20 protein-coding genes are annotated in these 22,050 nt (G+C 66.6%); 4 read left to right on the plus strand and 16 right to left on the minus strand.

All coding sequences use genetic code 11. The features are described from left to right. Nucleotides 1–4: 4 nt before the first annotated feature. From RS027_RS07745 to tmpA, 10 genes are all read right to left on the minus strand, one after another. Nucleotides 5–736, minus strand: coding sequence for an ABC transporter permease (locus RS027_RS07745; protein ID WP_311955719.1), 732 nt, complete (start codon nt 734–736; stop codon nt 5–7). Nucleotide 737: 1 nt separating this feature from the next. Then, on the minus strand, nt 738–1,451 hold the full coding sequence (locus RS027_RS07750; protein ID WP_311955721.1) for an ABC transporter permease: 714 nt from the start codon (nt 1,449–1,451) through the stop codon (nt 738–740). Nucleotides 1,452–1,528: 77 nt separating this feature from the next. After that, nucleotides 1,529–2,296: a transporter substrate-binding domain-containing protein gene (locus RS027_RS07755; protein ID WP_311955723.1), complete on the minus strand. Its 768-nt coding sequence runs from the start codon at nt 2,294–2,296 to the stop codon at nt 1,529–1,531. Between the two features lie 43 nt (nt 2,297–2,339). Further along, complete coding sequence (locus tag RS027_RS07760) at nt 2,340–3,140, minus strand: ATP-binding cassette domain-containing protein (RefSeq protein ID WP_311955724.1); 801 nt, start codon at nt 3,138–3,140, stop codon at nt 2,340–2,342. A 7-nt stretch (nt 3,141–3,147) separates the two neighbouring features. Continuing rightward, the gene (locus tag RS027_RS07765) at nt 3,148–4,347 is read right to left on the minus strand and encodes a pyridoxal phosphate-dependent aminotransferase (RefSeq protein WP_311955726.1); all 1,200 of its coding nucleotides are present in this window, start codon (nt 4,345–4,347) and stop codon (nt 3,148–3,150) included. A gap of 8 nt (nt 4,348–4,355) precedes the next feature. Further along, nucleotides 4,356–5,099, minus strand: a complete 744-nt coding sequence (locus RS027_RS07770; protein ID WP_311955728.1) for a class II aldolase/adducin family protein — start codon at nt 5,097–5,099, stop codon at nt 4,356–4,358. Continuing rightward, nucleotides 5,096–6,043, minus strand: coding sequence for a glycine betaine ABC transporter substrate-binding protein (locus RS027_RS07775; protein ID WP_311955730.1), 948 nt, complete (start codon nt 6,041–6,043; stop codon nt 5,096–5,098). The genes RS027_RS07770 and RS027_RS07775 overlap by 4 nt, the downstream gene beginning before the upstream one ends. A 53-nt stretch (nt 6,044–6,096) precedes the next feature. After that, nucleotides 6,097–7,692, minus strand: coding sequence for a 5-guanidino-2-oxopentanoate decarboxylase (locus RS027_RS07780; RefSeq protein WP_311955733.1), 1,596 nt, complete (start codon nt 7,690–7,692; stop codon nt 6,097–6,099). Then, a complete protein-coding gene (locus RS027_RS07785) occupies nt 7,689–8,294 on the minus strand; it encodes an HD domain-containing protein (protein WP_311955734.1) in 606 nt (201 codons plus the stop codon). Before RS027_RS07785 ends, RS027_RS07780 begins: the two co-directional genes overlap by 4 nt. Then, nucleotides 8,291–9,406 carry a 2-trimethylaminoethylphosphonate dioxygenase gene (gene tmpA, locus RS027_RS07790; protein WP_311955738.1) on the minus strand — a complete coding sequence of 372 codons (1,116 nt, stop codon included), beginning with the start codon at nt 9,404–9,406 and terminating at the stop codon, nt 8,291–8,293. The genes RS027_RS07785 and tmpA overlap by 4 nt, the downstream gene beginning before the upstream one ends. Before the next feature lie 103 nt (nt 9,407–9,509). On the opposite strand from tmpA, the gene RS027_RS07795 reads away from it, so the two are divergent. After that, nucleotides 9,510–10,514 (plus strand): GlxA family transcriptional regulator, encoded by a 1,005-nt coding sequence (locus RS027_RS07795; RefSeq protein WP_311955741.1) that lies wholly within the window; start codon nt 9,510–9,512, stop codon nt 10,512–10,514. Between the two features lie 61 nt (nt 10,515–10,575). On the opposite strand, the gene RS027_RS07800 is transcribed toward RS027_RS07795, so the two are convergent. The 3 genes from RS027_RS07800 to RS027_RS07810 all read right to left on the minus strand — a co-directional run bounded on the left by RS027_RS07800 (nt 10,576) and on the right by RS027_RS07810 (nt 14,288). Beyond that, nucleotides 10,576–13,428 carry an ankyrin repeat domain-containing protein gene (locus RS027_RS07800; RefSeq protein WP_311955743.1) on the minus strand — a complete coding sequence of 951 codons (2,853 nt, stop codon included), beginning with the start codon at nt 13,426–13,428 and terminating at the stop codon, nt 10,576–10,578. A 185-nt stretch (nt 13,429–13,613) separates the two neighbouring features. Beyond that, the gene (locus tag RS027_RS07805) at nt 13,614–13,928 is read right to left on the minus strand and encodes a DMT family transporter (RefSeq protein WP_311883527.1); all 315 of its coding nucleotides are present in this window, start codon (nt 13,926–13,928) and stop codon (nt 13,614–13,616) included. Then, nucleotides 13,929–14,288 (minus strand): DMT family transporter, encoded by a 360-nt coding sequence (locus tag RS027_RS07810; RefSeq protein ID WP_311883525.1) that lies wholly within the window; start codon nt 14,286–14,288, stop codon nt 13,929–13,931. A 154-nt stretch (nt 14,289–14,442) separates the two neighbouring features. On the opposite strand from RS027_RS07810, the gene RS027_RS07815 reads away from it, so the two are divergent. From RS027_RS07815 to RS027_RS07825, 3 genes are all read left to right on the plus strand, one after another. Then, on the plus strand, nt 14,443–16,857 hold the full coding sequence (locus tag RS027_RS07815; protein WP_311955746.1) for a Lon protease family protein: 2,415 nt from the start codon (nt 14,443–14,445) through the stop codon (nt 16,855–16,857). Next, entirely contained in the window at nt 16,844–17,008 is a 165-nt protein-coding gene (locus RS027_RS07820) for a putative universal stress family protein (protein WP_311883521.1), read from the plus strand. The genes RS027_RS07815 and RS027_RS07820 overlap by 14 nt, the downstream gene beginning before the upstream one ends. A 102-nt stretch (nt 17,009–17,110) precedes the next feature. Further along, entirely contained in the window at nt 17,111–18,322 is a 1,212-nt protein-coding gene (locus RS027_RS07825; protein ID WP_311955749.1) for a dihydrolipoyl dehydrogenase, read from the plus strand. 32 nt (nt 18,323–18,354) lie between these two features. Here RS027_RS07825 and RS027_RS07830 read toward each other — a convergent pair whose 3' ends face one another. The 3 genes from RS027_RS07830 to RS027_RS07840 form a co-directional block, all read right to left on the minus strand. Beyond that, entirely contained in the window at nt 18,355–19,677 is a 1,323-nt protein-coding gene (locus RS027_RS07830; RefSeq protein WP_311955752.1) for an MFS transporter, read from the minus strand. Nucleotides 19,678–19,702: 25 nt separating this feature from the next. Next, a complete protein-coding gene (locus RS027_RS07835) occupies nt 19,703–20,929 on the minus strand; it encodes a TauD/TfdA family dioxygenase (protein WP_311955754.1) in 1,227 nt (408 codons plus the stop codon). Nucleotides 20,930–21,036: 107 nt separating this feature from the next. Next, a complete protein-coding gene (locus RS027_RS07840) occupies nt 21,037–21,990 on the minus strand; it encodes a GlxA family transcriptional regulator (RefSeq protein ID WP_311955757.1) in 954 nt (317 codons plus the stop codon). Between the last annotated feature and the right edge of the window lie 60 nt (nt 21,991–22,050).

The raw sequence follows: 22,050 nt of genomic DNA on the forward strand, positions 1-22,050 counted from the left end.
CTGCTCAGGCGCGCCCCGGTATCAGCCGGCGGCCCCGGGTCGGGCGCATGCCGGGGAAGCGCTGTTCGAGCTGGCGCAGCACCAGCGTCAGCACCACCGTCATGGCCAGGTAGATGCCGGCGATGAGCATCAGCGGCTCGTAGACCAGAAACATCTCGTCGCGGATGATGTTGGCCGCCTGGAGCAGGTCCATCATGGCGATGGTTGACACCAGCGGTATCGATTTGAGCAGCAGGACCATCTCACCGGTGAGGGTGGGCAGGCAGGTCTGGATGGCCCGGGGCAGCCACAGGCGGAAGAAGACCTGAACCGGCGAGAGACCAAAGGCGCGGCCGGCCTCGCGCTCGCCGGCGGGCACGCTGAGCAGAGCGCCGCGGATTACCTCGCCGGAATAGGCGCCGACGCTGAGGATGAAGGTGAGCGCGCCGTAAAAGAAGGGGTCGCGCAGCACCGGCCAGATCAGGCTTTCCTGGATACCGGGGATGCCTTCGAGCAGGCGCCCTACGCCGTAGTAGAAAAAGAACAGCTGCACGAGCAGCGGCGTGCCTCGCATCACCGTGGTGAAACCGTGGATCACCCAGGCTAGCGGCCGCGGTCCCTTGAGCCGCGCCATGGCTAGGGCGACGGCCAGCGCCAGGCCGCCAACGGCGGACACGGCGATGAGCAGCAGGGTATTGATAAAGCCTTCCATGAGATAGGACTGATAGAAAGGGTCGTTCAGCCAGGAAAAATCCATGTCAGCCCTCCTCGTTGGCCGGCTGGCCGCGACGGACGTAGCGCTCCAGGCGCGCGAACAGCGCGGTGGAGGTGAGCGTCATGGCCAGGTAGATGACGCCAGCCACGGAGTAGAACAGAAATTGGGCGCGGGTGCTGGCGGCGGCCTGCTGGACGGTGAAGAACAGCTCGCTGAAGCCGATCACGCTGATCAGGGCGGTGTCCTTGATCAGGATCAGCCAGAGGTTCGACATGCCGGGAATGGCGTTGGGCAGCATGCCCGGGATGACAATGCGGTGAAAGCGCGTCCAGGCGGAGAAGCCGAAGGCATCGGCGGCTTCCAGCTGCCCCTTGGGGATGGCCAGAATGGCGCCGCGCAGCACCTCGGTCATGTAGGCGCCCTGGACAAAGGCCAGCACGCCCACGGCGGTGACAAAGCCGCTGATGGCGACCTGGCCGGGCAGGCCCAGCGCCTGGGTCAGGGCGGTCAGCGCCTGAGAGCCGGCATAATAAAGCAGGATGATCAGCAAAAGCTCGGGGATGGCGCGCACCGCGGTGGAGTAAGCGGTCGCCAGGCCGCGCAGCGGCGCCCAGGGGCTGAGCCGCGCGCTGGCGCCTATCAGGCCCAGCACCAGGCCAATGGCGTAGGACAGCACGGCGATTTCCAGCGTCGTCAGCGCACCCTCGGCGATGGGGCCGGCCCAGTCGAGCAGCCCCTCTTGGGAAACGTCGTTCATGGCAGTGTGAGGTCCCTGTTGAGGCAAAAGGGGAGGCGCCGCTGGCGCCTCCCGGGGAGCGTCGTTAAGGACGGGGGTCAGGTGCAGATATCGGTATCGAAATACTCGTTGGAAAGGCGGGTGCAGGTGCCGTTTTCCAGCACCTCGGCGATCGCTTCGTTGAGCTCGGCTTCCAGGGCGTCGTCGTCCTGGCGCAGGCCGATGCCAACGCCGTCGCCGTAGGCCGGGTGATGCGGCGCGGTGCCCTTGATCTCGAAGCCTTCGGCGGCGTCGCGCTCGACCAGCTCAAGCATGGCGATCTGGTCGGCGAGTATCACGTCCAGACGTCCGGAGAGCAGGTCGCGGTTGACCTGCTCGGCCTGGTCGTAAAGGCGCACTTGGGCGCCGCTGTCGCGCAGGGCGCGGCGGGTGTAGGTGGCGTTGGTCGTGGCGCTCTGTACGCCCAGCACCTGGCCGTCGAGGTCGTCCGGCGGGGTGAGCGTCATATCCTTGGCGGCCACGTAGGCGCCCGGCGTGAAGTAGTAGGGGTCGCTGAAGTCGATGACCCGCTGGCGGGCCTCGGTAATCGACATGGAGTTCATGATCATGTCAATGCGGCCGGCCTTGAGCGACGGGATAATCCCGCTCCAGCCGGTGGGCTTGATCTCGCATTCCCGTTCCATGGCCTCGCAGAAGGCCAGGCCCAGCTCGACTTCAAAGCCGGACCAGCCGCCGTCGGCGGAGGTGTAGGTAAAGGGCGGGTAGGGCTCGGCCGAAATGCCGATTTTCAGCGGCTCGTCTGCCGGGGTAATAGTGGAAAAGGTCAGCAGGGCAAGGGCGGCGGCGGTCAGTAGATTGTTTTTCATGGTGATCTCCGTAACGAGGGTAGAAGCAGGAGCGGTGACGGCGTCAGGCCGCCGGCGCGACGAAGCGGCGGCAGCGCTCGTTGTCATTGCTCTCGAAGACGACCCGGGGAGTGCCGGCAACGCCGACCACGCCGCGGTCGAGGAACACGATCTGGTCGGATACCTCCCGGGCAAAGGCCATCTCGTGGGTCACCAGCACCATGGTGCGCCCTTCATCGGCGAGGCTGCGGATGACGCTGAGCACCTCGCTGACCCGCTCGGGGTCGAGCGCCGAGGTGGGCTCGTCGAACAGCAGAACCTTGGGCTCCATGGCCAGTGCCCGGGCGATGGCCACGCGCTGCTGCTGGCCGCCGGAGAGAAAGGCGGGATAGCTATCGCGCTTATCGGCCATGCCGACCCGCTTCAGATAGTGGTCGGCGCGCTCGACGGCGCGCTTGCGCGACAGCTTCTGGACGCGCATGGGCGCTTCGATGATATTGCCCAGCACCGTGAGGTGCGGCCAGAGGTTGAACTGCTGAAACACCATGCTGACTCTGGCGCGCAGCCGCTGCAGCTGGCGCCGGTCCAGGCCGACAATGTCGCCCTGGCGATTGCGGTCGAAGCGAATCGTTTCATCCGCAATCGTCAGTTCGCCTTGCACGGGGCGTTCGAGCAGGTTCAGGCAGCGCAGCAGGGTGCTCTTGCCCGAGCCACTGGCGCCGATAATGGAGGTGACGCTGCCCTCGCTGACCTCAAGGGAGACGTCGCGGAGTACCTCAAGATCGCCGAAGCGCTTGACGAGGTGGCGGGCTTCCACCGCCAAAGCGGTGGAAGAAGACGAAGTAGCGTTAGACGATGTCGTCATAGGCAACTCATTGGACGGGGGAAAGAGAGGCAGCCTCGGCCCGGGCCGCCGTGGCGGTCTGTGCCAGGCGCCGGCTGGCCGCGCGCAGTTGCGCTTCGTCGACGGTCAGGCTGAGGCGCACAAAGCCCGCGGCGGAGGGGCCAAAGGCCTCGCCGGAGAGGACCGACACGCCCTGCTCGTCGAGCAGACGGTCGGCGAAGGCCTGGGACGAAAGCCCCGTGGCGCGCACGTCGACCATCATGAACATGCCGGCCGCGGGCTTGACAACCTCGACTGCCGGGCAGTCGCCGAGGGCGTCGCAGACGGCGTCGCGGCGGGCGCGGTAGGCCTCGCGCATGGCGTCGAGCTGGGGCGGCTGTTGCTCGAGGGCGCTGCAGGCGGCGTCCTGGACGAAATCCGGGCAGCCGTAGAGCATGCACAGCGCCAGGTGGCTCAGATGGCCGATCAGAGCTTCGGGGCCGAGGACCCAGCCCAGCCGCCAGCCGGTCATGGCGTGGGACTTGGAGAGGCTGTTGACGACCACGGTGCGCTCGGCCATGTCGGGCAGGCCTGCCGCGCAGAGGTGATCGCCTTCAAAGATCAGCTCGGCGTACACCTCGTCGGAGATCAGCCAGAGGTCGTGGCGGCGGCAGAGCGTCGCCACGGCCTCCCACTGCTCGGCGTCGATCAGCTGGCCGGTGGGGTTGTGGGGGCTGTTAAGCATGATCGCCCGGGTGCGCGGGGTGATGGCTGCTTCGATGTCGGCGGGTTCCAGGCGAAAGCCGCTATCGCCGGACAGGGGAATGCGCACCATGGTCGCGCCGGTGGACTCAAGCACCGCTTCGTAGGTGACATAGCTCGGCTCGGCGACGATGACTTCGTCGCCGGGGTCGAGCAGGCACTGGGCGGCGGCGTAAAGGCCGCACTGGGCGCCGGCCATGATGATCAGGTTGTCCGGCGAAATATCTACCCCGCCCGCCTGATAGCGGCGCGCAATTGCCTCGCGCAGGGCCAGTTTGCCCTGGACGTCGGGGTAGTGGGTGGCCCCGGCGCGCAGGCTTTCCACGGCGCTTTCGACGATCGGCGCCGGGGTATCGAAGTCCGGATCGCCGACGGAGAGCACGGTGATGTCTTCGCCGTCGGCCTGGCGGGCCAGCGCGCGGTTGTGAATGTCCCAGGCCGCCGCGCCTTCGCCGGCGATGCGCTCGGTGAGTCGGGAATATCGCATGTTAGCCCTCAGTGTTCAGGAGAGGTGTCGTTGTCGTCGGGCAGGCGGCGGCGTTCGGCCTGCCAGGCGCACGCGGTGCCGTGGGGGCTCTCGGCCCAGGCTTCGTACTGGCGGGCGACTTTTTCGGCAAGCTCGGGGGAAGCCAGCCGCAGCGGGCGCCCCGTGGCCTGGGCGGCCAGCTGGGTCTGGCAGCTGCGCTCCAGGTCGCGCATGCGCAAAAACGCCTCGCCGACGCTGCTCCCGCAGGTCAAAAGGCCGTGCTGGCGCAGGACCATTGCCGAGTGGTCGCCGAGATCGGCGGTCAGCCGCTGGCGTTCGTCGAGATCCAGGGAGATGGCTTCGTAGTCGTGGTAGGCCAGGCGGTGGTGAAACTGCAGCGACCACTGATTCAGCGGCAGCAGGCCTTCCTCAAGGCACGAAAGCGCCACGCCGGCAACGGTGTGGGTGTGCAGCACGCAGGCGACTTCGGGGCGCGCCGCGTGGACGGCGCTATGGATGGTGAAGCCGGCCGGATTGATGCCCAGCCCCGCAGGGTCGTCGAGCACCTTGCCCTCGGCGTCCACGGTCACCAGGCTGTCGGCGCGGATCTCTTCGAAGCGCAGGCCGAAGGGGTTGAGCAGGAAGCGCTCGCCGGGCAGGCGAGCGGAGATGTGGGTCGAAATGCCGTCGTCCATGCCGTCCAGGGCGATGAGGCGGTAGGCGGCGGCCAGGTCATGGCGGATCGCTGCTTCGGACTCGGGGGGTGCGTTCACAGGCTCTCCTTGACCGCTGCCAGGCCGTCTTCGCCGTCCCGGGTGGTGACGCCTTCGAGGAAGGTGGCAACGCGCTCGGGGTGGTCGGCCAGCCAGTCGTGGGCCACGGTTTCAAGGTCGCCTTTTTCCAGACCGAAGGCGCGGATGAACTCGCTCTGCTCGTCGGCGGAGAGAACGAACTGGTCGAGGAGCTTGAGCATGTTGGGGTTGGCGTCGGCGTAGCGTTGGGTGACGATGGTCTTGACGGCGCTGCTGCCGTTATCGTCGCCGTAGACGCCCTCGGGGTCCTCGAGAATCACGGTGTCGTACTCCGGCACCATCCAGTGCGGCGTCCAGCCGTAGAAGATGATCCAGCGCTCTTGCCTGGCCGCGCCCTCGACCTCGCTGAGCATGCCGGGCGTCGAGGAAGGCTTGCCCTCCCAGTCGCCGAGCCCGTAGACGTCGGCGTCGATGGCGTCGTTGAGCATGTCGGTGACCGTGGAGCCGTTTTCGATGCTGTAGACGCTGTGCTCAAAGCGTTCGGCAACGTCGGGGTCGGCCAGCTGCTCGGCGCTGGTGATGCCGGCATCGGCGACGTAGCCCGGCACCGCAAAGCCCATCCGCGCGCCGTTGACGTTGTTGCCCAGATCGACAACGGCGCCGCTTTCCATGGCGGCGTCGTAGCTTTCCTGCTGGGCGGGCACCCAGCCGGCGAGAAAGGCGTCGCTGTCGCCGTTTTCCAGGGTGGAGTAGCCCACCGTCGAGCTGAGCTGCTGCTTTTCGGTGGTGTAGCCAAGCGGCTCGATAAGCTGGGAGAGAATCTCGCTCTTGACGGTGACCCCTGGCCAGGGCGGAACCACCAGGCGCAGGCTGTCGTCTTCATCGGTGGCGAGGGCGGAGCCGGACAGGCTCAGCCCGGCGATCAGGGTCAGGGTCGTGGCGGTGCGTTGTAGTGTCGTATTCATGCGTCAGACGCCTCCTTATCAGGGGTGAAAATCGGACGATGTCGAGCGCGGTGTCAGAGCGACGCGGCCCAGGCGGCTGCATCGATCTCGATCAGCAGCGGTGAATCGGCCTCGCTGAGCCGGCCAAGCGCCGCGTGCAGGCTTGTCGGGCTGCCGGCATGAGTATGGCGGCAGCCGTAGGACAAGGCGAGAGCCGAGAAGTCCGGCGCGGTCAGGTCGACGCCGAGGTGCGGGACCTCGCTGAGCGACATGTAGCGGCGGATTTCCTCGTAGCCGTCGTTGTTCCAGATGAGCACGGCCACCGGCCGGCCGAGATCCCGGGCGGTGCCCAGCTCGCCGAGCACAAACTGCAGCCCGCCGTCGCCGACCAGTGCGACCACCGGCAGATCGGGCTGCGCCAGAGCGGCGCCCAGGGCAGCGGGCAGGCCGTAGCCGAGCGTGCCAAAGCCGGTGGCGGCGTTGAACCAGCGCCGCGGGGCGGGCATCGAGGCGAGGAAGTTGCCGGCGTAGACCGGGCCGGTGGAATCGCCCACCAGGATGGCCTCGGGCAGCGCGTCGTGAAGCGTGGTGAACAGCGGCGCGTAGGGCGCCAGCTGCGGATCATCCGCCAGCGCCAGGTGGCGACGCAGGGTGGCGGCGCGCCCGGCGCCGTCGCGCGCGGCGCTCGCCGGCAGATGCTCGGCGAGCCCGCGCATGGCCTCGCCGGCGTCGGCCTGGATGGCGAGATCGGCGGCCTGGTTGCGGCCCAGCTGCTCGGCGTCGATATCGACCCGGATCAGCCTGCCGTCGAGGTGAAAGTCGTCTTCGGCGTCCAGCTCGTAGTCGGTTTCGCCGATCTCGGTGCCCAGCGCCAGCACCACGTCGGCCCCGGCGGCGAGGCAGCGCGCGGCGGGCAGGCTCATGGTGGCGCCCAGGTCCAGCGGATGCTCCCGACCGAGTACGCCCTTGGCGTTAATGGTGGTAAAGGTCGGCGCGTCGAGCTGCTCGACCAGCGCCCGGGCCGCCTCGGGGTAGGCAGCGGTACCGCCGCCGAGCAGCACCAGCGGGCGCTCGGCGCCGCCGAGCCAGTCGCCGGCAAGCTCAAGCGCGGCGGGAGCCGGCGCGGGAGGAAAGACCTGCGCCGGCCGCGTGGGCTCCGCCGGCGCCGGGGCGTCGATGACGTCAAGGGGGATCTCGATGTGCACCGGCCCCGGGCGCGCGCTGCTGAAAATCGCAAAGGCGCGCGCCAGCACCTCGGGCAGCGCCGCCGGGTCGTTGAGGCTGTGGCTGAGCCGGCTGACCCCGGCGAGCGTCTCGCTCTGGTGGGGCATTTCGTGCAGCCGGCCCTGGCCGCGGCCCAGCGTCGGGCGGTGGTTGGCGCTGGAGATGACCAGCATGGGCACCGAGTCGGCCAGCGCCTGGCCCATGGCGGTGGCGATGTTGGTCATGCCCGGGCCGGTGACGATGAAGCAGGCAGCGGGCCTGCCGCTGGCGCGGGCGTAGCCGTCGGCCATGAAGCCCGCGCCCTGCTCGTGGCGCGGGGTATGGTGGTCAAGCTGACTCTGCCCCAGGGCGCGGTACAGCTCGATGGTGTGAACGCCGGGAATGCCGAACGCGGTGTCGACCCCGTAGGATTCGAGCTGCTGGATCAGTAGCCGGGCACAGTTCATGAGCTTGCCTTCGCGTCGGTCACCGCCGGCAGGCCGCCGAAGGGCTCGCGACTCAGCACGCGCTCGACCATGGGCACGAAGTGCTCCAGGGGCAGGGTGTCGTAGTTGGGGTCGAAGCTGGCCTGATCCCAGCGGTCGCAGAAGCGCACCGTGCGCGCGTAGGCCGGGTGATCGCGGAACTGCTCCCGGGCGTGGCGATCGAGGCCGAAAAAGTGGAGGTAGTGGTAGCCCTGGAAAAGCTCGTGGTGGCGGATCATCCAGGCGTTGAGCGGATCGATGAAGGGCTCGAGGATCCCCGCGGCGATCTCGGCGTGGTTGGCCGGCGAGAGGTCGTCGCCGATATCGTGCAGCAGCGCGCAGACGATCATCTCTTCGTCGGCGCCGTCGCGCAGCGCCCGAGTGGCGGTCTGCAGGCTGTGCTCAAAGCGGTCGACCGGGTAGCCGTGGTTATCGCCGGACAGGCGGTGCAGGTGCGCAAGCACCCGCTGCGGGGCGTCGGCGACGTAGTCGCGAAAATGATCGTCGATCAGCGCCCACTCGTCGCGGCTGGCTTCGCCGAAGTGGCGGAACTGGGCCTGGGAAGGATTCTGTTCCTGGCTCATGCAACCTCCTCGCTTGCGGAATGGGTTAGCTGGCGGCGCAGCACCAGGCGACGGCTGGCGGTGCTGTCGCGGTCTACGTAGCCCTGGCGCATGTGGCGGACGCCGCCGGCCAGCTCGTAGGCGCGCCGGCCGTGGAAGAGGCGGTAGTTGTCCATGACCAGCATCTGGCCGGGGTTGAGCTTGAGGTGCACGGTCAGCTCGTCGCCGGTGATCAGCTCATAAAACTCCCGCCGCGCGGCGTAGTAGGCCTCGAGCTCGTCGGCGGGCAGCGCCGGCACCCGCTCGGTGCGGTTGGAGTAGCGCACCCGGACGGTTTCGCCCCGGCTGTTGAGCTCGATCAGCGGCCCTTCGCTTTCCAGGTGGGTGGTGTCGTCCTGGTAGCGGAAGGTGGGCCAGACCCGGGTCAGGGCGTCAAAGGCGTCCGGGTTGCGCTCGCGGAGCACCTCGGCCGCGCGATAGCCGTCGACCAGGGTGTTGTCGCCGCCGTCGGCGGCGTTGGTCAGGCAGTGCAGCCAGATGTAGCCGGGAATCGGATCGCGGTAGGGGTTGTCGGTGTGGGGCTCCAGGCCGCGCTGGGTCATGGTCAGGTCGTAGGCGTTGGCCACCGACTTGACGTCGGCAATGCCGCCCCAGTTGGTGCGGCGCAGCGGGCCGACGCGCTCGATCAGCGCCTGCATGCCGTCCTCGGTGGTGGGGACGTTGGACACCAGCACGAAGCCGTAGCGGTGCAGCCCCTCGAGCATGTCGAGCAGCGCGCTGTCATCGTCCAGGGCGGCGTTGAAATCGGCCTGGGGTGCTTGCTCGAGGGTGGCGTCCCAGAGCGGCTTTTCCGCCTTCTCCGAGGATGTCTTGAGCAGCGCGTCCAGATCGAACTCGGCCTGATGGCCGTCGCTGAAGCGTACCGAAAGCTGCTTGCCGTCGACGTCGGCCTGCTCGATGCGCAGGTCCAGCGGCAGAGCGGCGGCCTCGATCAGGCGCTGGCCGGTGCGGGGATCCAGGGTGTCCTCGGCAGGGCTGCGCTCGCGCAGCCAGAGAGCTGTGAGCTCCCGGGGCTGGTCCTGGTAGTCAACGACCAGACGATGATTGTCGGCAACGGTTTTGACGTGAGTCATGGCGGCATCTCCACAAGCGTGCTACGGGTGACGGGCATCTACCCTAGTCCGGGGCGGCGGATATGACTTGATAAAAATAGACTTTTTGTTGATCATTTTAGCCATGAGCGACAACTTCGACCCCGTTTGGCCTTATCCGCGCCCCGACTCGCCGCCGCTTCTCGACCCCGAACAGGCCGAGTACACCCTGGATGTCTGGGTGGTGCCCAGCTTCTCGATGCTGACGCTGTTCTGTCTGTTGGAACCATTGCGGGTGGCCAATCGCTTCGGCAGCGATCTCTTTGCCTGGCGGCTGCGCTCGCTGGACGGCGAAGGCGTGGTGGCCAGCAACGGCGTGCGCATCGAGGTGGACGGCGAGCTGGACGGCGTGGCCGACGATGCCAGCCTGATGGTGGTGTCCTCCTATCAGCCGGAGGCCGCCGTCAGCGCCCCGGATCGTGCGGTGCTGCGCCGGGTCGCGGCCCACGGCGGCTGGCTCGGCGGGCTGGATACAGCACCTTTCATCCTCGCGCGCGCCGGGGTGCTGGAAGGCTATCAGGTAGCGCTGCACTGGGAGAGCGTGCCCGCCTTTCGCCGGGAGTTTCCCCAGCTTGAGGTCAGCTCGTCGTACTACGAGCTCAACGCCAGGCGACTGACCGGCGGCGGCGGCGTGGCAAGCATCGACATGATGCTCGCCTGGATCGGGCTTGCCTACGGGCCGGCTCTGGCCGACGCCGTCGGCCGCCAGCTGATCTATCAGCGCCACGAGCGCTCGCCGGTGGATCTTGACGTGCGCTATGCGCATCTGCCGCGCAGCGTGGTCAAGAGCCTGACGGTGATGGAGGCCAACATGGCCCGAACGCTGCCGATCCCCGAGATCTGCCGGCTGGTGGGCCAGTCCCAGCGCCAGCTGACGCGCCAGTTCCGGGCCCATTTCGGCGAGACGCCCAAGCAGTGCTACCTGGGGATGCGGCTGGACCGCGCCCAGCAGCTGCTCGCCGGCAGCGGCTGCCGGACAACAGAAGCCGCCGTAGCCACCGGTTTTCAGCACCTGGCGCACTTTTCGCGCGCCTACCGCGCCCGCTTTGCCGAATCCCCCCGGGAAACTGCGGCCCGGGCGGTGGAATAAGCGGCGTCAGTCCTCGCCGGCGGATCGCCGAGGCAGCAGCTGCCTTGAGGCGGCGCGCTGACTATGCCTCCCCGGGCCGATCCGCCTCCAGGGTACGGCGCAGGGTGTCCAGTCTGTCACGCTGCCACCGATCATGGTCGTGCAGCATGTCGGCGCCAAACCGGTGAGCCTGCTGCGAGGATAGGGTTTCCGCGAAGCGGCGGATATCCAGGTCCTCCAGCGGGAAGCGCTGGTGTAATGGGACCCACGCCGCGCCGTCGCGAAGCTTCAGGGCCGGGTTGAGCACGTAGTGGCCGCGTTTCACTCGCAGGAACAGCTTGCGATTGTAGCGGTCTTCGCGCCGGATCTCGTTCTTGGCGAGGATGCTGGAGAGATATTGTCGGCGCTTGCGGCGCGGCGGCAGGACCCGGTCGGGAAGCCGGGCCACCCAGGCCTCGATATCCTGGGCGGTGTAGCCTTGGTGCCATACCATGGCCGGGCCGAGATGGCGATAGAACATGGCCTGAAGCAGTTCGAGAAGGAAGGTCTCCATGAGCCGGCGATCGAGCTTCACCAGGCGCTCGTCGACCTGCACGCTGAGGCTCGTCGGCGCCAGCAGGGGATAGAGACCGGCCAGGCGCTGGCGGGCGAAGGCGTCGTCGAGCACCGCCTGTTCCAGGGCGAAGTGCAGGGCGGTGAAGCCGTTGTTGGCGGTCAGCGTGGGGTCGGCGCCGCGCTCGATCAGCTGCTCCACCAGGGCGGCGTTGCCCAGCCGCGCCGCGAGCATCAGGGGCGTGAGGCCGAAACGGGTGCGATGGTCCACGCCGTAGCGCTGGGTATCCCGGAACACCGCCGTGGGATGCTTCATCTCGTAGCTCATGAAATGGTTACGATGGAGCTGGCGCACCGCCTTGTTCTCGGTATCCAGGGCGGGCTTGAAGCCGGCCTCGGCGAGGGCGTTCAGAGTGGGACGGTGATGGTGGAGCAGGGCGTATTCGAAGACCTCGAGGCGCGCCTTCTTGCCGCCTTCGGCGAGCACCCGGTCGCGTAGCGCCTCGAAGCCGGCATGGTCCAGCACCGTCCAGGGCACCGGCTGTTCCTCCAGTATCCGCTCGCGAATTGCCTGGGCCTGCTCGTCCTTGCCCTGGAGCTCGAGGCGCCTGGCCTCGTGCTGCCAATCCTCGAGGGAGGAGTCGTCCTGCTCCAGCTGAAGTTCGCCCTCCAGGCTTTCTACCTGCAACAGCCGTAGCAGCGGATGGTCGAGCCGCGTCTCCACCAGGTAAACGTGGCGCACCGCCCGGGTCACCGCCACGTAGAGGGCATTAATGAAGAACTTGTAGATCTCCAGCGATTTGTCGCGCTTGTCCTTGGCGCGGCGGTAGCTGAGCTCCTCGCGTTCCAGCGCCTCGGGGTCCACGCCCCTGGCGATCTCCTGAAACATGTCCGCATCGTCGCTGACCACGTTGTAAAGGATGACGCTGTCGTATTCGAGTCCCTTGGCCTCCTGGATCGAGAAGACCAGCGGGGTGCGGAACCAGCGCCGGGCCTCCGCCTTCTGCGCCGGATGCAGCACCACCACCGCGAACCGCGTGGAGCGGGCGGTGCGGCTATCGAGCTCGCGCTTGAGCGCCTCCCGGTTCTCCAGCAGCTGTACCTGCCCCGACTGCTCGACGGCGCTGCGCACCAGGTAGTTGCTCTCGCGATCCACCGAGCCGAAGCGCGCATGCTTGAGCTTGAGGATGCGGTTGGCCAGCGCCGTGACCAGCGGCGCGTTGCGATAGTTGGCGTGCAGGATGCGCACCACCTCGCCGTGGCCGGTCAGATCGCGCTCGTGGAAGAACAGCGACTTGACGCTGGCCCAGGAGAAGAAATTGGGATGCACGATCTGGTTGGCGTCGCCGCTGAGCAGGAACTGACCGGGCTCGCGCAGGGTTTTCAGGATCAGGTAGAGCTGAACGTTGGTGATATCCTGCACCTCATCGACCACCACGAAGTCATAGCCGGGCTGCACCAGGGCGAGGTGATCGTGGGCGACCAGGTTGGGGTCATAGAGCCCTTGTTCCTCGAGAAAGGCGAGGTAGCGCTCGAAGAGGTCATAGACCCGGGGCCGCTCGGCCTCGGGGAAGATCGACTGCTTGACGCCGAGTTCCAGGTACTCCTCCCGCGATCGCCAGCCGCTCTCGGTCACCGGCCCGGTGATCACGCCGCGGATCTCCTCGTGGAGCTTGTGCGGGTCGCTCAGGCCGCTGCCCTGGCGGTGGCGCTGGAACCAGGCCTGGAAGTCGCGGTTCTCGACCTGCCGCCCCTGCGGCACCTGGATGCTTTCCAGCAGCTCCTGGAACGACAGGAAGTCCACCGACTGGTCGGGGTTGTCGTAGCCGTGGGCGTAGTAGAGATCCCGGGCGCTGGTCACCAGATAGGATGAAAGGCTGACATAGAGCACCTCACCGATGGCCTCCTTGAGCTTCTCGAGGATCAGCGCCGTCTTGCCGCTGCCGGCGGAGCCGACCACCACCAGCGGCGGCGACGAGGCGAAGATATCCTCCTGCTCGTCGTCGAAGGTCAGGATCTTGTCGAGCAGGTGGAAGCGCTCGCGGGTCGGGTGCAAGTAGCCCAGGGCCTCAACGTCCGCCTCGTCCGGGGCGTCAAGGCGCGGAATCTTGTCCTCGTCGATCACCGCGTCGCCGGCCAGGAAGCGCGATCGATCGTAGGCGTGATTGCGCAGGTATTCGAGTATCAGGCAGCAGGTCTCGCCCGCGTGCCGGTAAAGCGAGAACAGTATCCGGTCGCGCTTGTTGAGCCGTGCCCGATAGAGGTTGTCGCCGATCTTGCGGACATCGGCCTGCCGAAAGTTGTCCGCTTCCAGGGCGGTGCGCAGCTTCTTGAAGCCGGGGATCGATTCCGTGTCTAGATCGCTATACAGCAAGACTCGCATGGGGTAAGGGCCGTGTTCGTTTGGCGGTTACGCCAAGGTGCTGAGATGTCCTGCCGCGCAGGAGCGTTGACCGTTGCAGAGCACGATTATTGCAAAGGTCCGAACAGAGAGCAAAGAGGGGTAAGCAAAGCCCAGCTACCAGCGCAGCAGAAGGCGCTCAAGGTGCTTATACTACGCCACGATTACTACGCCACGATTTTCAGGCCAACGGCGCCACAGATGATAAAAGTCAGGAATACAAGACGCAGACGGCTCATGGGCTCCCGGAAGAACATTACTCCCATGATGACGGCGCCCGTGGCGCCAAGCCCGGTCCAGATGGCATAGGCGGTGCCCAGAGGGATCTCGCGCATCGCCAGGGCAAGAAAGTAAAAGCCCAATGAAAAGACGACGATAACCGTCAGCAGCCATTTCCATGAGTTTCTTTTCAGGTACATGTTGATGCTGGCAACGCCGAAGATCTCGCCGAAACTGGCAATAAACAGGTAGATCCAGGCCATTTATGCACGGTCTCCCTTTGGGCTCGGAGCCTTTTCAAGTGGCTTCCTGTCAGCTTCAGTGGTCAGCTGAACCCCGACAACCCCAACAATGATAGACAGGATAAACAGCCCCTTGAGGAAGGTAAACGGCTCGCCCAGCAGGGTAAAGTCGATGATGGCGATGGCGGCTGCGCCGGTTCCGGTGAAGGTCGCATAGACCGCCCCGGAGGGCAGCACGGCGCAGGCCTTGATGATGAAATAAAAGCTGAAAACGAGCGCAATGACCGTTCCCGACCACATCCAGAGATTGTCTGAATACTTCAAGCCCAGAACCCAGAAGATTTCGACAAATGCCGCCCAGAAAACATAGGCCCAACCCATTAATCGCACCCTGAAAAGTTAACTAACCTTTAAGCGTAGTGAGAATTCATACTACATGAACGAAGATGTTACCGTGTCATGAAGACATTTATTCAGTGTTTTCCTGACTTGTTATGCCACTATACTACTTGAACTCAGGGGGCATGAGGAAATCATGACGGCTCATCCTGCACCGCTTGCCGCTGATCGGCTCTACCGACATTGCGACCCCGATTCGCTGGATTTCGAGACCAGCGACGAACTCAGGGCGCTTGATCAGCTGATTGGTCAGGAGCGAGCGCTAGAGGCGCTGCGTTTCGGCACGGGCATCCAGGGGCAGGGCTACAACCTGTTCGTGCTGGGGCCTTCCGGGGCGGGCAAGCACGAGATCGTGCAGCGCTTTCTACACGAGCGTTCCCGCCAGGCGCTGACGCCTTCCGACTGGTGCTATCTGCACGATTTCATGCAGGGCAGGCATCCACGTCTTATCGAATTACCCGCGGGAAAGGGCGCGCGGTTTCGACGTGATCTCGAGCAGCTGGTCGAGGAGCTGCAGCACGCCATTCCTTCCACCTTCGAGAGCGACGAGTACCAGAGCCGCCTGCATGAAATCCAGCAGGAGCTGGGTCAGCGCCAAAGCGAGGCGTTTCGCGAGATCGGCAAGGAGGCCGAGCAGGATCACATTGCCCTGATCCAGTCGCCCCATGGCTTCAGCTTTGCGCCGCGCAACGACGAAGGCGAGGTGATGGACGTGGAGGCGTTCCAGGCGCTGCCCGAGGAGCGTCGCCAGGCCATTCAGCGCACCATCGCGGTGTTGCAGGAGAAACTGCAGAAGACGGTTCAGCAGATGCCGCGCTGGCGCAAGGAGGTGCAGCAGCGCATCCAGGAGCTTAACGAGGAGATGGCTGCGGCCTCGGTGGGGCCGCTGCTCGAGGAGCTGCGCGAGGCCTATCGTGACCACCCCCGAGCGGTCGAGCACATCAATGCCATCCAGAAGGACGTGACCGAGAACGTCAATGCGCTGATCAGTCAGGAGGCGCCCGGCAATAGTTCCATGGCCTCGGTCTTCAGTCGCTATCAGGCCAACCTGCTGGTGGACAGCGCCGAGCAGCAGGGGGCCGCGGTAGTTTACGAGGACATGCCGACTTATCAGCATCTGGTGGGGCGGGTAGAGCATCAGGTGCACCAGGGCGCGCTGCTGACCGACTTTCGCCTTATCCGGGCCGGCGCGCTGCACCGCGCCAACGGCGGCTATCTGATCCTCGACGCCGTCAAGGTGTTGACCCAACCCTTCGTCTGGGAGGGCCTCAAGCGTGCCCTCTACGGGGCGCGGGTCAAGATCGAGTCCCTGGAACAGCTCTACAGCCTGGCCAGCACGGTGTCTCTGGAGCCCGAGCCCATGCCGCTGGATCTAAAGGTCGTGCTGATCGGCAATCGCATGCTGTACTACCTGCTGTGCGCCTACGACCCGGACTTCCTGGAGTTGTTCAAGGTACAGGCGGACCTCGAGGAAGACGTGCAGCGCGACGCGGATACCCAGCGGCTCTATGCGCGCCTGTTCGCCACCCTGGCCCGGGAGGCGAATCTCAAGGCTTTGGGGCGCGACGCCGTGGCGCGGCTCATCGAGCATGCCAGCCGTCTCGCCGACGACAGCGAGCGCCTTTCCGTCCAGCGCCGCGCCTTTCGCGATCTGCTGCGCGAGGCGGACTACTGGGCCGCCGAGGCGGGAAGCGATCAGGTCACCGCCGAACATGTGCAAGAAGCCATCGACCAGCAGATCTATCGCGCCGCGCGGGTGCACGAGAGCCTGGAGCGCTCGATTCTGCGCGACATCATGCTCATCGACACCGCCGGGGAGGCGCTGGGCCAGGTCAACGGCCTGTCGGTGATCCAGCTCGGCGGCCATTCCTTCGGGCGTCCCACCCGCATCACCGCCACGGCGCGGCCCGGGCGCGGTGGCCTGGTGGATATCGAGCGCGAGGCCAAGCTGGGCGGCAACATCCACTCCAAGGGGGTGATGATCCTGTCGCGCCTGCTGGCCTCGCGCTACGCCGGTGAATCGGCGCTGTCGCTGTCGGCGAGCCTGGCCTTCGAGCAGTCCTACGGCATGGTCGACGGCGACAGCGCCTCCGTGGCCGAGTTCTGCGCCTTGCTTTCGGTGCTCGCCAGGGCGCCGCTGCGGCAATCCCTGGCGGTGACCGGTTCCGTCAACCAGCACGGGCAGGTGCAGGCGGTGGGCGGCGTCAACGAGAAGATCGAGGGGGTTTTCGACATCTGCCGGGCCCGGGGGCTGAATGGCAGTCACGGCGTCCTGCTGCCCAGGGCCAACGCGGTGCATCTCATGCTGCGCAGCGATGTAGTCGAGGCGGTACGGGCCGGGCAGTTCAGGGTGTATGCGCTTGATAGCGTCGATGAGGCCATCGGTCTGCTGACTGGCCTGGTTGCCGGTGAGCGCCAGACAGACGGCTCCTTCCCCGCTGGCACTGTCAACCGGCGCGTCGCGGATTGCCTGAACGAGTTCGCCGACATTGGCCGCCGGCAGAGCAGCGGCGACAACCGACAGGATGCGAAGCGCGATGACGATACATGACAGTGGTCGCCTGATTTCGCGGGTCGTGGTACTGCTCGACGGCAATCGTCGCGCCCAGCGGATGCTCGACGAGGCCACGCGGCTGGCCAAGCGCGAAGACGCGGAGCTCGTGGGACTGTTTGTCGAGGACACGGAGATGCTCGGAGAATGATACCGCGCTGATCGCTGTTCCTTGAGCCTGGATCGTCTCCAAGCGGCTGGCCATGACGTGGGATAGGTGGGTCAACGCAACACGGTGAAAGAGGGAGAAATCATGACACGACAAGTGAAGCTGGTGATTCTGGGCGCCGGCACAGCGGGGCTGACTGCCCTCAGCGAGGCGCGGCGCTACACGGACGACGTGCTGCTGATCAACGCCGGCCCTTACGGCACGACCTGCGCGCGGGTTGGCTGCATGCCCTCGAAAGCGCTGCTCGAGGTCGCCCATGCCTACGGGCGCCGGGACTGGCTGGGAGAGAGCGGAATACGAGGCACCGACACCCTTGAAGCGGATCTGGTCACGATCATGGCGCACGTGCGCACCCTGCGTGATCGCTTCACTGCCGGTCCGATCGACACCGCCGAATCCCTCGGCGAGCGCAGCATTCACGGACAGCCGCGCTTTCTCGACCCCACCACCCTCGAAGTCAACGGCGAGCGGATTGAAGCCGAGAGCGTAATCATCGCCACCGGTACTCGGCCCAACCTGCCCGAGGCTTGGCGCTCTCTCGGCGATCGCGTGGTGACCTCCGACGATGTCTTCGAGCTCGAGGCGCCGGGCAGGCGCCTGGGCGTGGTCGGCCTGGGGCCGATCGGCGTGGAGCTGGGCCAGGCGTTTGCCCAGCTCGGCTGCGAGGTGCACGGGTTCACTCGCGGGTCCAGCGTGGCGGGACTGAGCGACCCGCAGGTCAATGCCAGCCTGCTCGAGGTGCTCGAGCGCCAGATGACGGTCACCACTGAGGCGGATGTGTCGCTGCACCAAAGTGATACTGGCGTGATGGTTCAGGGCGGCGGGAAAGCAGTGGAGGTCGACTGGGTGCTCGCCTCCCTGGGGCGGCGGCCCAACGTCGAAGGGCTGGGTCTCGAGAAACTGGGGGTAGAACTCGACCAGCGGGGCGTGCCGTTGTTCGACGAATCGACGCTGCGTATCGGCGAGCTGCCGGTTTTTATCGCCGGCGACGTGGACGGGCTGCGCCCGCTGCTGCACGAGGCGGCGGACGCGGGAAGAATTGCCGCCTATCACGCCCTGCATCCGGATGCCCAATGTCTTGCTCGACGCACGCCCCAGGGGATCGTCTTCACTGAGCCGGGCGCGGGCCATGCGGGTCTGACGTCGCGGCAGCTGCCCGACACCGGCATCGTCACCGGCAGCGTCGATTTCAGCAAACAGGCGCGAGCGCTGATGGCTGGGCGCAATGCGGGCTGCCTCAAGCTCTACGCCGACGAGAGTGACGGGCGCCTGCTCGGCGCAGCGCTGGTCGCCTGATGCTTGATTCGATTTGCCGAATTAACAGGCCGTCAGTCCTGCGGCTCCGCCTCGGCCGCGGCATCCGGCGCCGGGTCGAAATCAAGCTCGAGCTGGGTCGGCTCGCTCGCCGCTTCTTCGACCCAGGTGGCGCCGAGGGTCGCGGTCCCGGCGGGAACCGCCACATAGCGGCCTTGATCGTCGGCGACCGTCGCCGGGTGGCGTACGAGGCAGTAGCCGCCGAAGGCGACGATAGCGGCGTGGATCAGCGCCAGATCCCAGAGAAACCCCGCGGGGCCGAGCCACTCCATGAGTAGCCCGGTGCTCAAGGGGCCAAGGATGGCACCGATCCCCAGCGCCAGTACCAGGCTGCTGCTGGCGGCCACGGTCTGCGACGGGCTGAGGACGTCGTTGGCGCAGGCGAGAAAGAGCGAATAGAGGGTCAGGGTGGTGCCGCCGAGCAGCACGCCGAGCAGGGTCAGCTGGCCGGCGCCGTCGACGAAGAGGCCGAGTAGGGCAAGCGCCGTTGCCAGGCCGGCGACGATCATGATGACAAGCTGGCGGTCGGTCTTGTCCGAGAGCTTGCCCAGGGGCCACTGCAGCAGGGCACCGCCGAGAATGAAGGCGCCCATGAAGGCCGCCACCTGGTCGAAGGCCAGGCCGCGGGCATTGGCGAAGACCGCTCCCATGCCGAAGACGCTGCCGTTGGCGATGCCGGTCAGCAGGCAGCCCATGGTGCCCAGCGGCGACAGCCGGTAGAGCCGCCTGAGGCTCATGGATTCCGGCTGGCCGGTATCCGGCTGGGGCGTGTAGCTGAGCAAAATCGGCACCAGCGCCAGCGACACCAGAATTGAGACCACCAGAAAGAGGATGATGCCGTTGGGGTCGGCCAGGTTCAGCATCAGCTGGCCGCCGCCCATGCCAAGGTAAGTGATCACCATGTAGAAGGCCAGCAGCCGGCCGCGCAGGTGGTTGCCGGCATGGCCGTTCAGCCAGCTTTCGGTGACCACGTAAAGGCCCGCATAGGTGAAGCCGGTGAGCGCGCGCATGGCGGCCCATACCCAGGGGTCGACGAACAGCGCGTGCACGAGAATGGCAACCGAGGTGACCGAGGCCAGGGCGGCGAAGACCCGTACGTGGCCGACGTCGCGCAGCTTGCGCGGCGCCAGGGTCGAGCCCGCCAGAAAGCCGACGAAATAGGCCGACATCACCACGCCGGTCACGGTATTGCCGAAGGCCTCTTCGGCGGCGCGCACGCCAAGCAGGCTGCCCTGCAGGCCGTTGCCCAGCATCAAAAGGCCCACCCCGAGCAGCAGCGCCCAGAGGCTCCAGGCCGCGGAAACGGCGGTAGCGGGTGGCTGGGCGGTGGCGGTCATGGTGAGCCTCCGGCGAGGGGCCTATTTAGGCAGCGTCGTCCAGGCGACGCTGGCGGCGGGCGCGCTCAATCATGCGATAGCGCGAACGCACCTCGTCACGCTCCATGTAGCAGCCCTGCAGCCAGCGGCGGCCGGTGCTGTTCTCGAAGGCGTCCCGGGCGTGCAGCAGGCGGCGGTTGTCGAAGATGACCACGTCGCCGGGATGATAGGTAAAGCGGATGGAAAACGCCGGGTCGCGCAGCAGCTGCTGCAGCGTCATCAGCGCTTCATAGGCCGGCTCGACGTCTTCAAAGGCGGTCTGCAGCGGGCCGCGCAGGAAGTCGGCAATGCGCACCTCGAGCAGCTCGCCGCGGGCATCGAGGCGAATCATCGGCTCGAACCAGACGTAGTCGGTGGTGCGCGCGGTATTGGCGTAGCGCCAGCGAACCCGGGTCAGCGTTTCCCAGGCGTCGGGGTGGCGGTCGCGCAGGGCTTCGGCGATGGCAAAGCCGTCCATCATCACCGCTTGACCGCCTTCCACGCTGTTTTCCAGGCAGTAGAGCATTTGCAGGCCCGGGTGATACTCGCGGGTGGGCAGGTCGACGTGGGGCGGCAGGGCGATGGAGGTATAGGCGTTGGAGTCCGGGTCGGGCTTGGCCTTGACGTCGAACAGCTGGCCGAAGTTGGTGGGTCGCACCGGGCCGATACGCCGGGCCAGCGACTCGATGGAGTCGGGTTCGGTGGGCAGGTTGCGCAGCCGCACCAGGCCCTTGCCGAGCACGCTTTCCAGCGCCGGGGCGAGAACGGCCTCTTCGGCTTCGCTTTCCGGCGTGGTATCCAGCAGCCCGCTGGCGTCCAGGGTGTCGGGGCTGGCATCGGCGCCGCCAAGCCAGGTGGTGACCGGCACCAGCGGCGCTTCGGGGTCGGTGGCGTTGTCGTAGTCGTTGGCCCGCAGCCAGCCGGGGTGGAAGCGCAGGCGGCGATCCTCGGGGCCGAAGGTGACGCAGAGGGCGCCGGCGTCGTCGATCTCGGCGACGGAGACTTCCGGCCAGGCCGACAGGGTGGAGAGATCCAGGATGCGCTCGCGGGTCGCCGGATTGACGGTGCTTTCGTCGGCGGCGTTTTCGCGCAGCCAGACGCTGTGATAGCGGCTGACGCGGCCGTCGCTCCAGTTCACCGTGACCAGGCGCGGGGTAAAGGCAACGTCGACCAGGTCGGCGTCCACCGGCCAGGCATCGTAATCGGGCGTTAGCGGTAGTTCGCTGTGTGTCATGAAAAACTCCTGAGCGTCGTCATGGGAACGGCCACAGGATGGCAGCGCCGCGGCGGTGATTCACCACAGAATTCGACGGCGGCTATGCACAATTCGACAGGTGCGGCTCAGGGCAGCCGCCGCCAGGCGCTGGGGGTCAGCCCGTGGCGCCGGCGGAAGGCGCGGGTAAAGCTCGACGCCGAGGCAAAGCCGCAGGCAAGGGCGATATCCATGACGCTGTGGCGGGTGTCGCGCAGCAGCCGCTGGGCGTGGCCGAGGCGCCTGTCGAGATAGACGCGCTGGGGGGAGCTTTCCAGATGGCGGGCGAACAGCCGCTCCAGGCTGCGCCAGGAGAGGTTGAGCCTGGCGGCCAGCTCGCCGATGGCCAGCGGCGTTTCCAGGTTGGCTTCCATCAGGTCGATGGCTTTTTGCAGGTTGGGATCGTCGGGCCGGCCGCGGTCGCGCTGGCGGCTGGCCGGCCGCCGCCCGGGGTCGTGGATCAGCTGCTCGCGAACGCGCTTGACCAGCCGGTCGCCGTGGCGGCGGCGGATCAGGTCAAGGCTCATGTCGATGGCGGCGCTGCCCCCGGCGCAGGAGAAGCTTTCGGGGGTGACTTCAAAGATCGACTCGACGGCGTCGACCCGCGGGAAGCGGGCGCGAAACTCGGGCAGTGACTCCCAGTGCAGCGTCACCGTCTGGTCGTCGAGCAGGCCGGCCGCGGCCAGGGCAAAGCAGCCGGTGTCCACGCCGCCGAGAACGCAACCCGCGGCGGCGCGCGCGCGCAGCCAGTCGAGCAGGGCCGCATCGATGCCGGCCTCCGGGGCAAAGCTTGCGCACACCGCCAGGCTTGGCACGGCAGGTGCCGCGGCCATGGCGTGGCCGGCGTCCAGGGTCATGCCGTTGGAGGCGGCCACCGGGCCGCCGTCCTGGCTGATGATGTCCCAGTCGAACAGGGTCTGTCCGCTGATGCGGTTGGCGATACGCAAGGGTTCCACGGCCGAGAAGAAGGCGACCATGGCAAAGCGCGGCAGCAGCAAAAAACCGATTCGCTCCGGGGCGGTATCGGGGGCGTGGAGTCTCATGGGCGTGGGGTCGGCGTCGTGGCGTAGTCGTGCCGATTGTAGAGACTGCGCGGGCGGTTG

It is taken from the genome of Halomonas garicola (assembly GCF_031935715.1).
Lineage (GTDB): Bacteria > Pseudomonadota > Gammaproteobacteria > Pseudomonadales > Halomonadaceae > Vreelandella > Vreelandella garicola.

Excerpts from the sequence above, each read along its gene's own strand:
- RS027_RS07835 (WP_311955754.1), bottom strand. The coding sequence starts at position 20,929 with ATGACACACAGCGAACTACCGCTAACGCCCGATTACGATGCCTGGCCG.
- RS027_RS07745 (WP_311955719.1), bottom strand. The coding sequence starts at position 736 with ATGGATTTTTCCTGGCTGAACGACCCTTTCTATCAGTCCTATCTCATG.
- RS027_RS07820 (WP_311883521.1), top strand. The coding sequence starts at position 16,844 with ATGACGATACATGACAGTGGTCGCCTGATTTCGCGGGTCGTGGTACTG.
- RS027_RS07805 (WP_311883527.1), bottom strand. The coding sequence starts at position 13,928 with ATGGCCTGGATCTACCTGTTTATTGCCAGTTTCGGCGAGATCTTCGGC.
- RS027_RS07795 (WP_311955741.1), top strand. The coding sequence starts at position 9,510 with ATGAGCGACAACTTCGACCCCGTTTGGCCTTATCCGCGCCCCGACTCG.
- RS027_RS07785 (WP_311955734.1), bottom strand. The coding sequence starts at position 8,294 with ATGAGCCAGGAACAGAATCCTTCCCAGGCCCAGTTCCGCCACTTCGGC.
- RS027_RS07775 (WP_311955730.1), bottom strand. The coding sequence starts at position 6,043 with ATGAATACGACACTACAACGCACCGCCACGACCCTGACCCTGATCGCC.
- RS027_RS07760 (WP_311955724.1), bottom strand. The coding sequence starts at position 3,140 with ATGACGACATCGTCTAACGCTACTTCGTCTTCTTCCACCGCTTTGGCG.
- RS027_RS07780 (WP_311955733.1), bottom strand. The coding sequence starts at position 7,692 with ATGAACTGTGCCCGGCTACTGATCCAGCAGCTCGAATCCTACGGGGTC.
- RS027_RS07840 (WP_311955757.1), bottom strand. The coding sequence starts at position 21,990 with ATGAGACTCCACGCCCCCGATACCGCCCCGGAGCGAATCGGTTTTTTG.
- RS027_RS07800 (WP_311955743.1), bottom strand. The coding sequence starts at position 13,428 with ATGCGAGTCTTGCTGTATAGCGATCTAGACACGGAATCGATCCCCGGC.
- RS027_RS07755 (WP_311955723.1), bottom strand. The coding sequence starts at position 2,296 with ATGAAAAACAATCTACTGACCGCCGCCGCCCTTGCCCTGCTGACCTTT.
- RS027_RS07765 (WP_311955726.1), bottom strand. The coding sequence starts at position 4,347 with ATGCGATATTCCCGACTCACCGAGCGCATCGCCGGCGAAGGCGCGGCG.
- RS027_RS07825 (WP_311955749.1), top strand. The coding sequence starts at position 17,111 with ATGACACGACAAGTGAAGCTGGTGATTCTGGGCGCCGGCACAGCGGGG.
- tmpA (WP_311955738.1), bottom strand. The coding sequence starts at position 9,406 with ATGACTCACGTCAAAACCGTTGCCGACAATCATCGTCTGGTCGTTGAC.
- RS027_RS07830 (WP_311955752.1), bottom strand. The coding sequence starts at position 19,677 with ATGACCGCCACCGCCCAGCCACCCGCTACCGCCGTTTCCGCGGCCTGG.
- RS027_RS07750 (WP_311955721.1), bottom strand. The coding sequence starts at position 1,451 with ATGAACGACGTTTCCCAAGAGGGGCTGCTCGACTGGGCCGGCCCCATC.
- RS027_RS07815 (WP_311955746.1), top strand. The coding sequence starts at position 14,443 with ATGACGGCTCATCCTGCACCGCTTGCCGCTGATCGGCTCTACCGACAT.
- RS027_RS07810 (WP_311883525.1), bottom strand. The coding sequence starts at position 14,288 with ATGGGTTGGGCCTATGTTTTCTGGGCGGCATTTGTCGAAATCTTCTGG.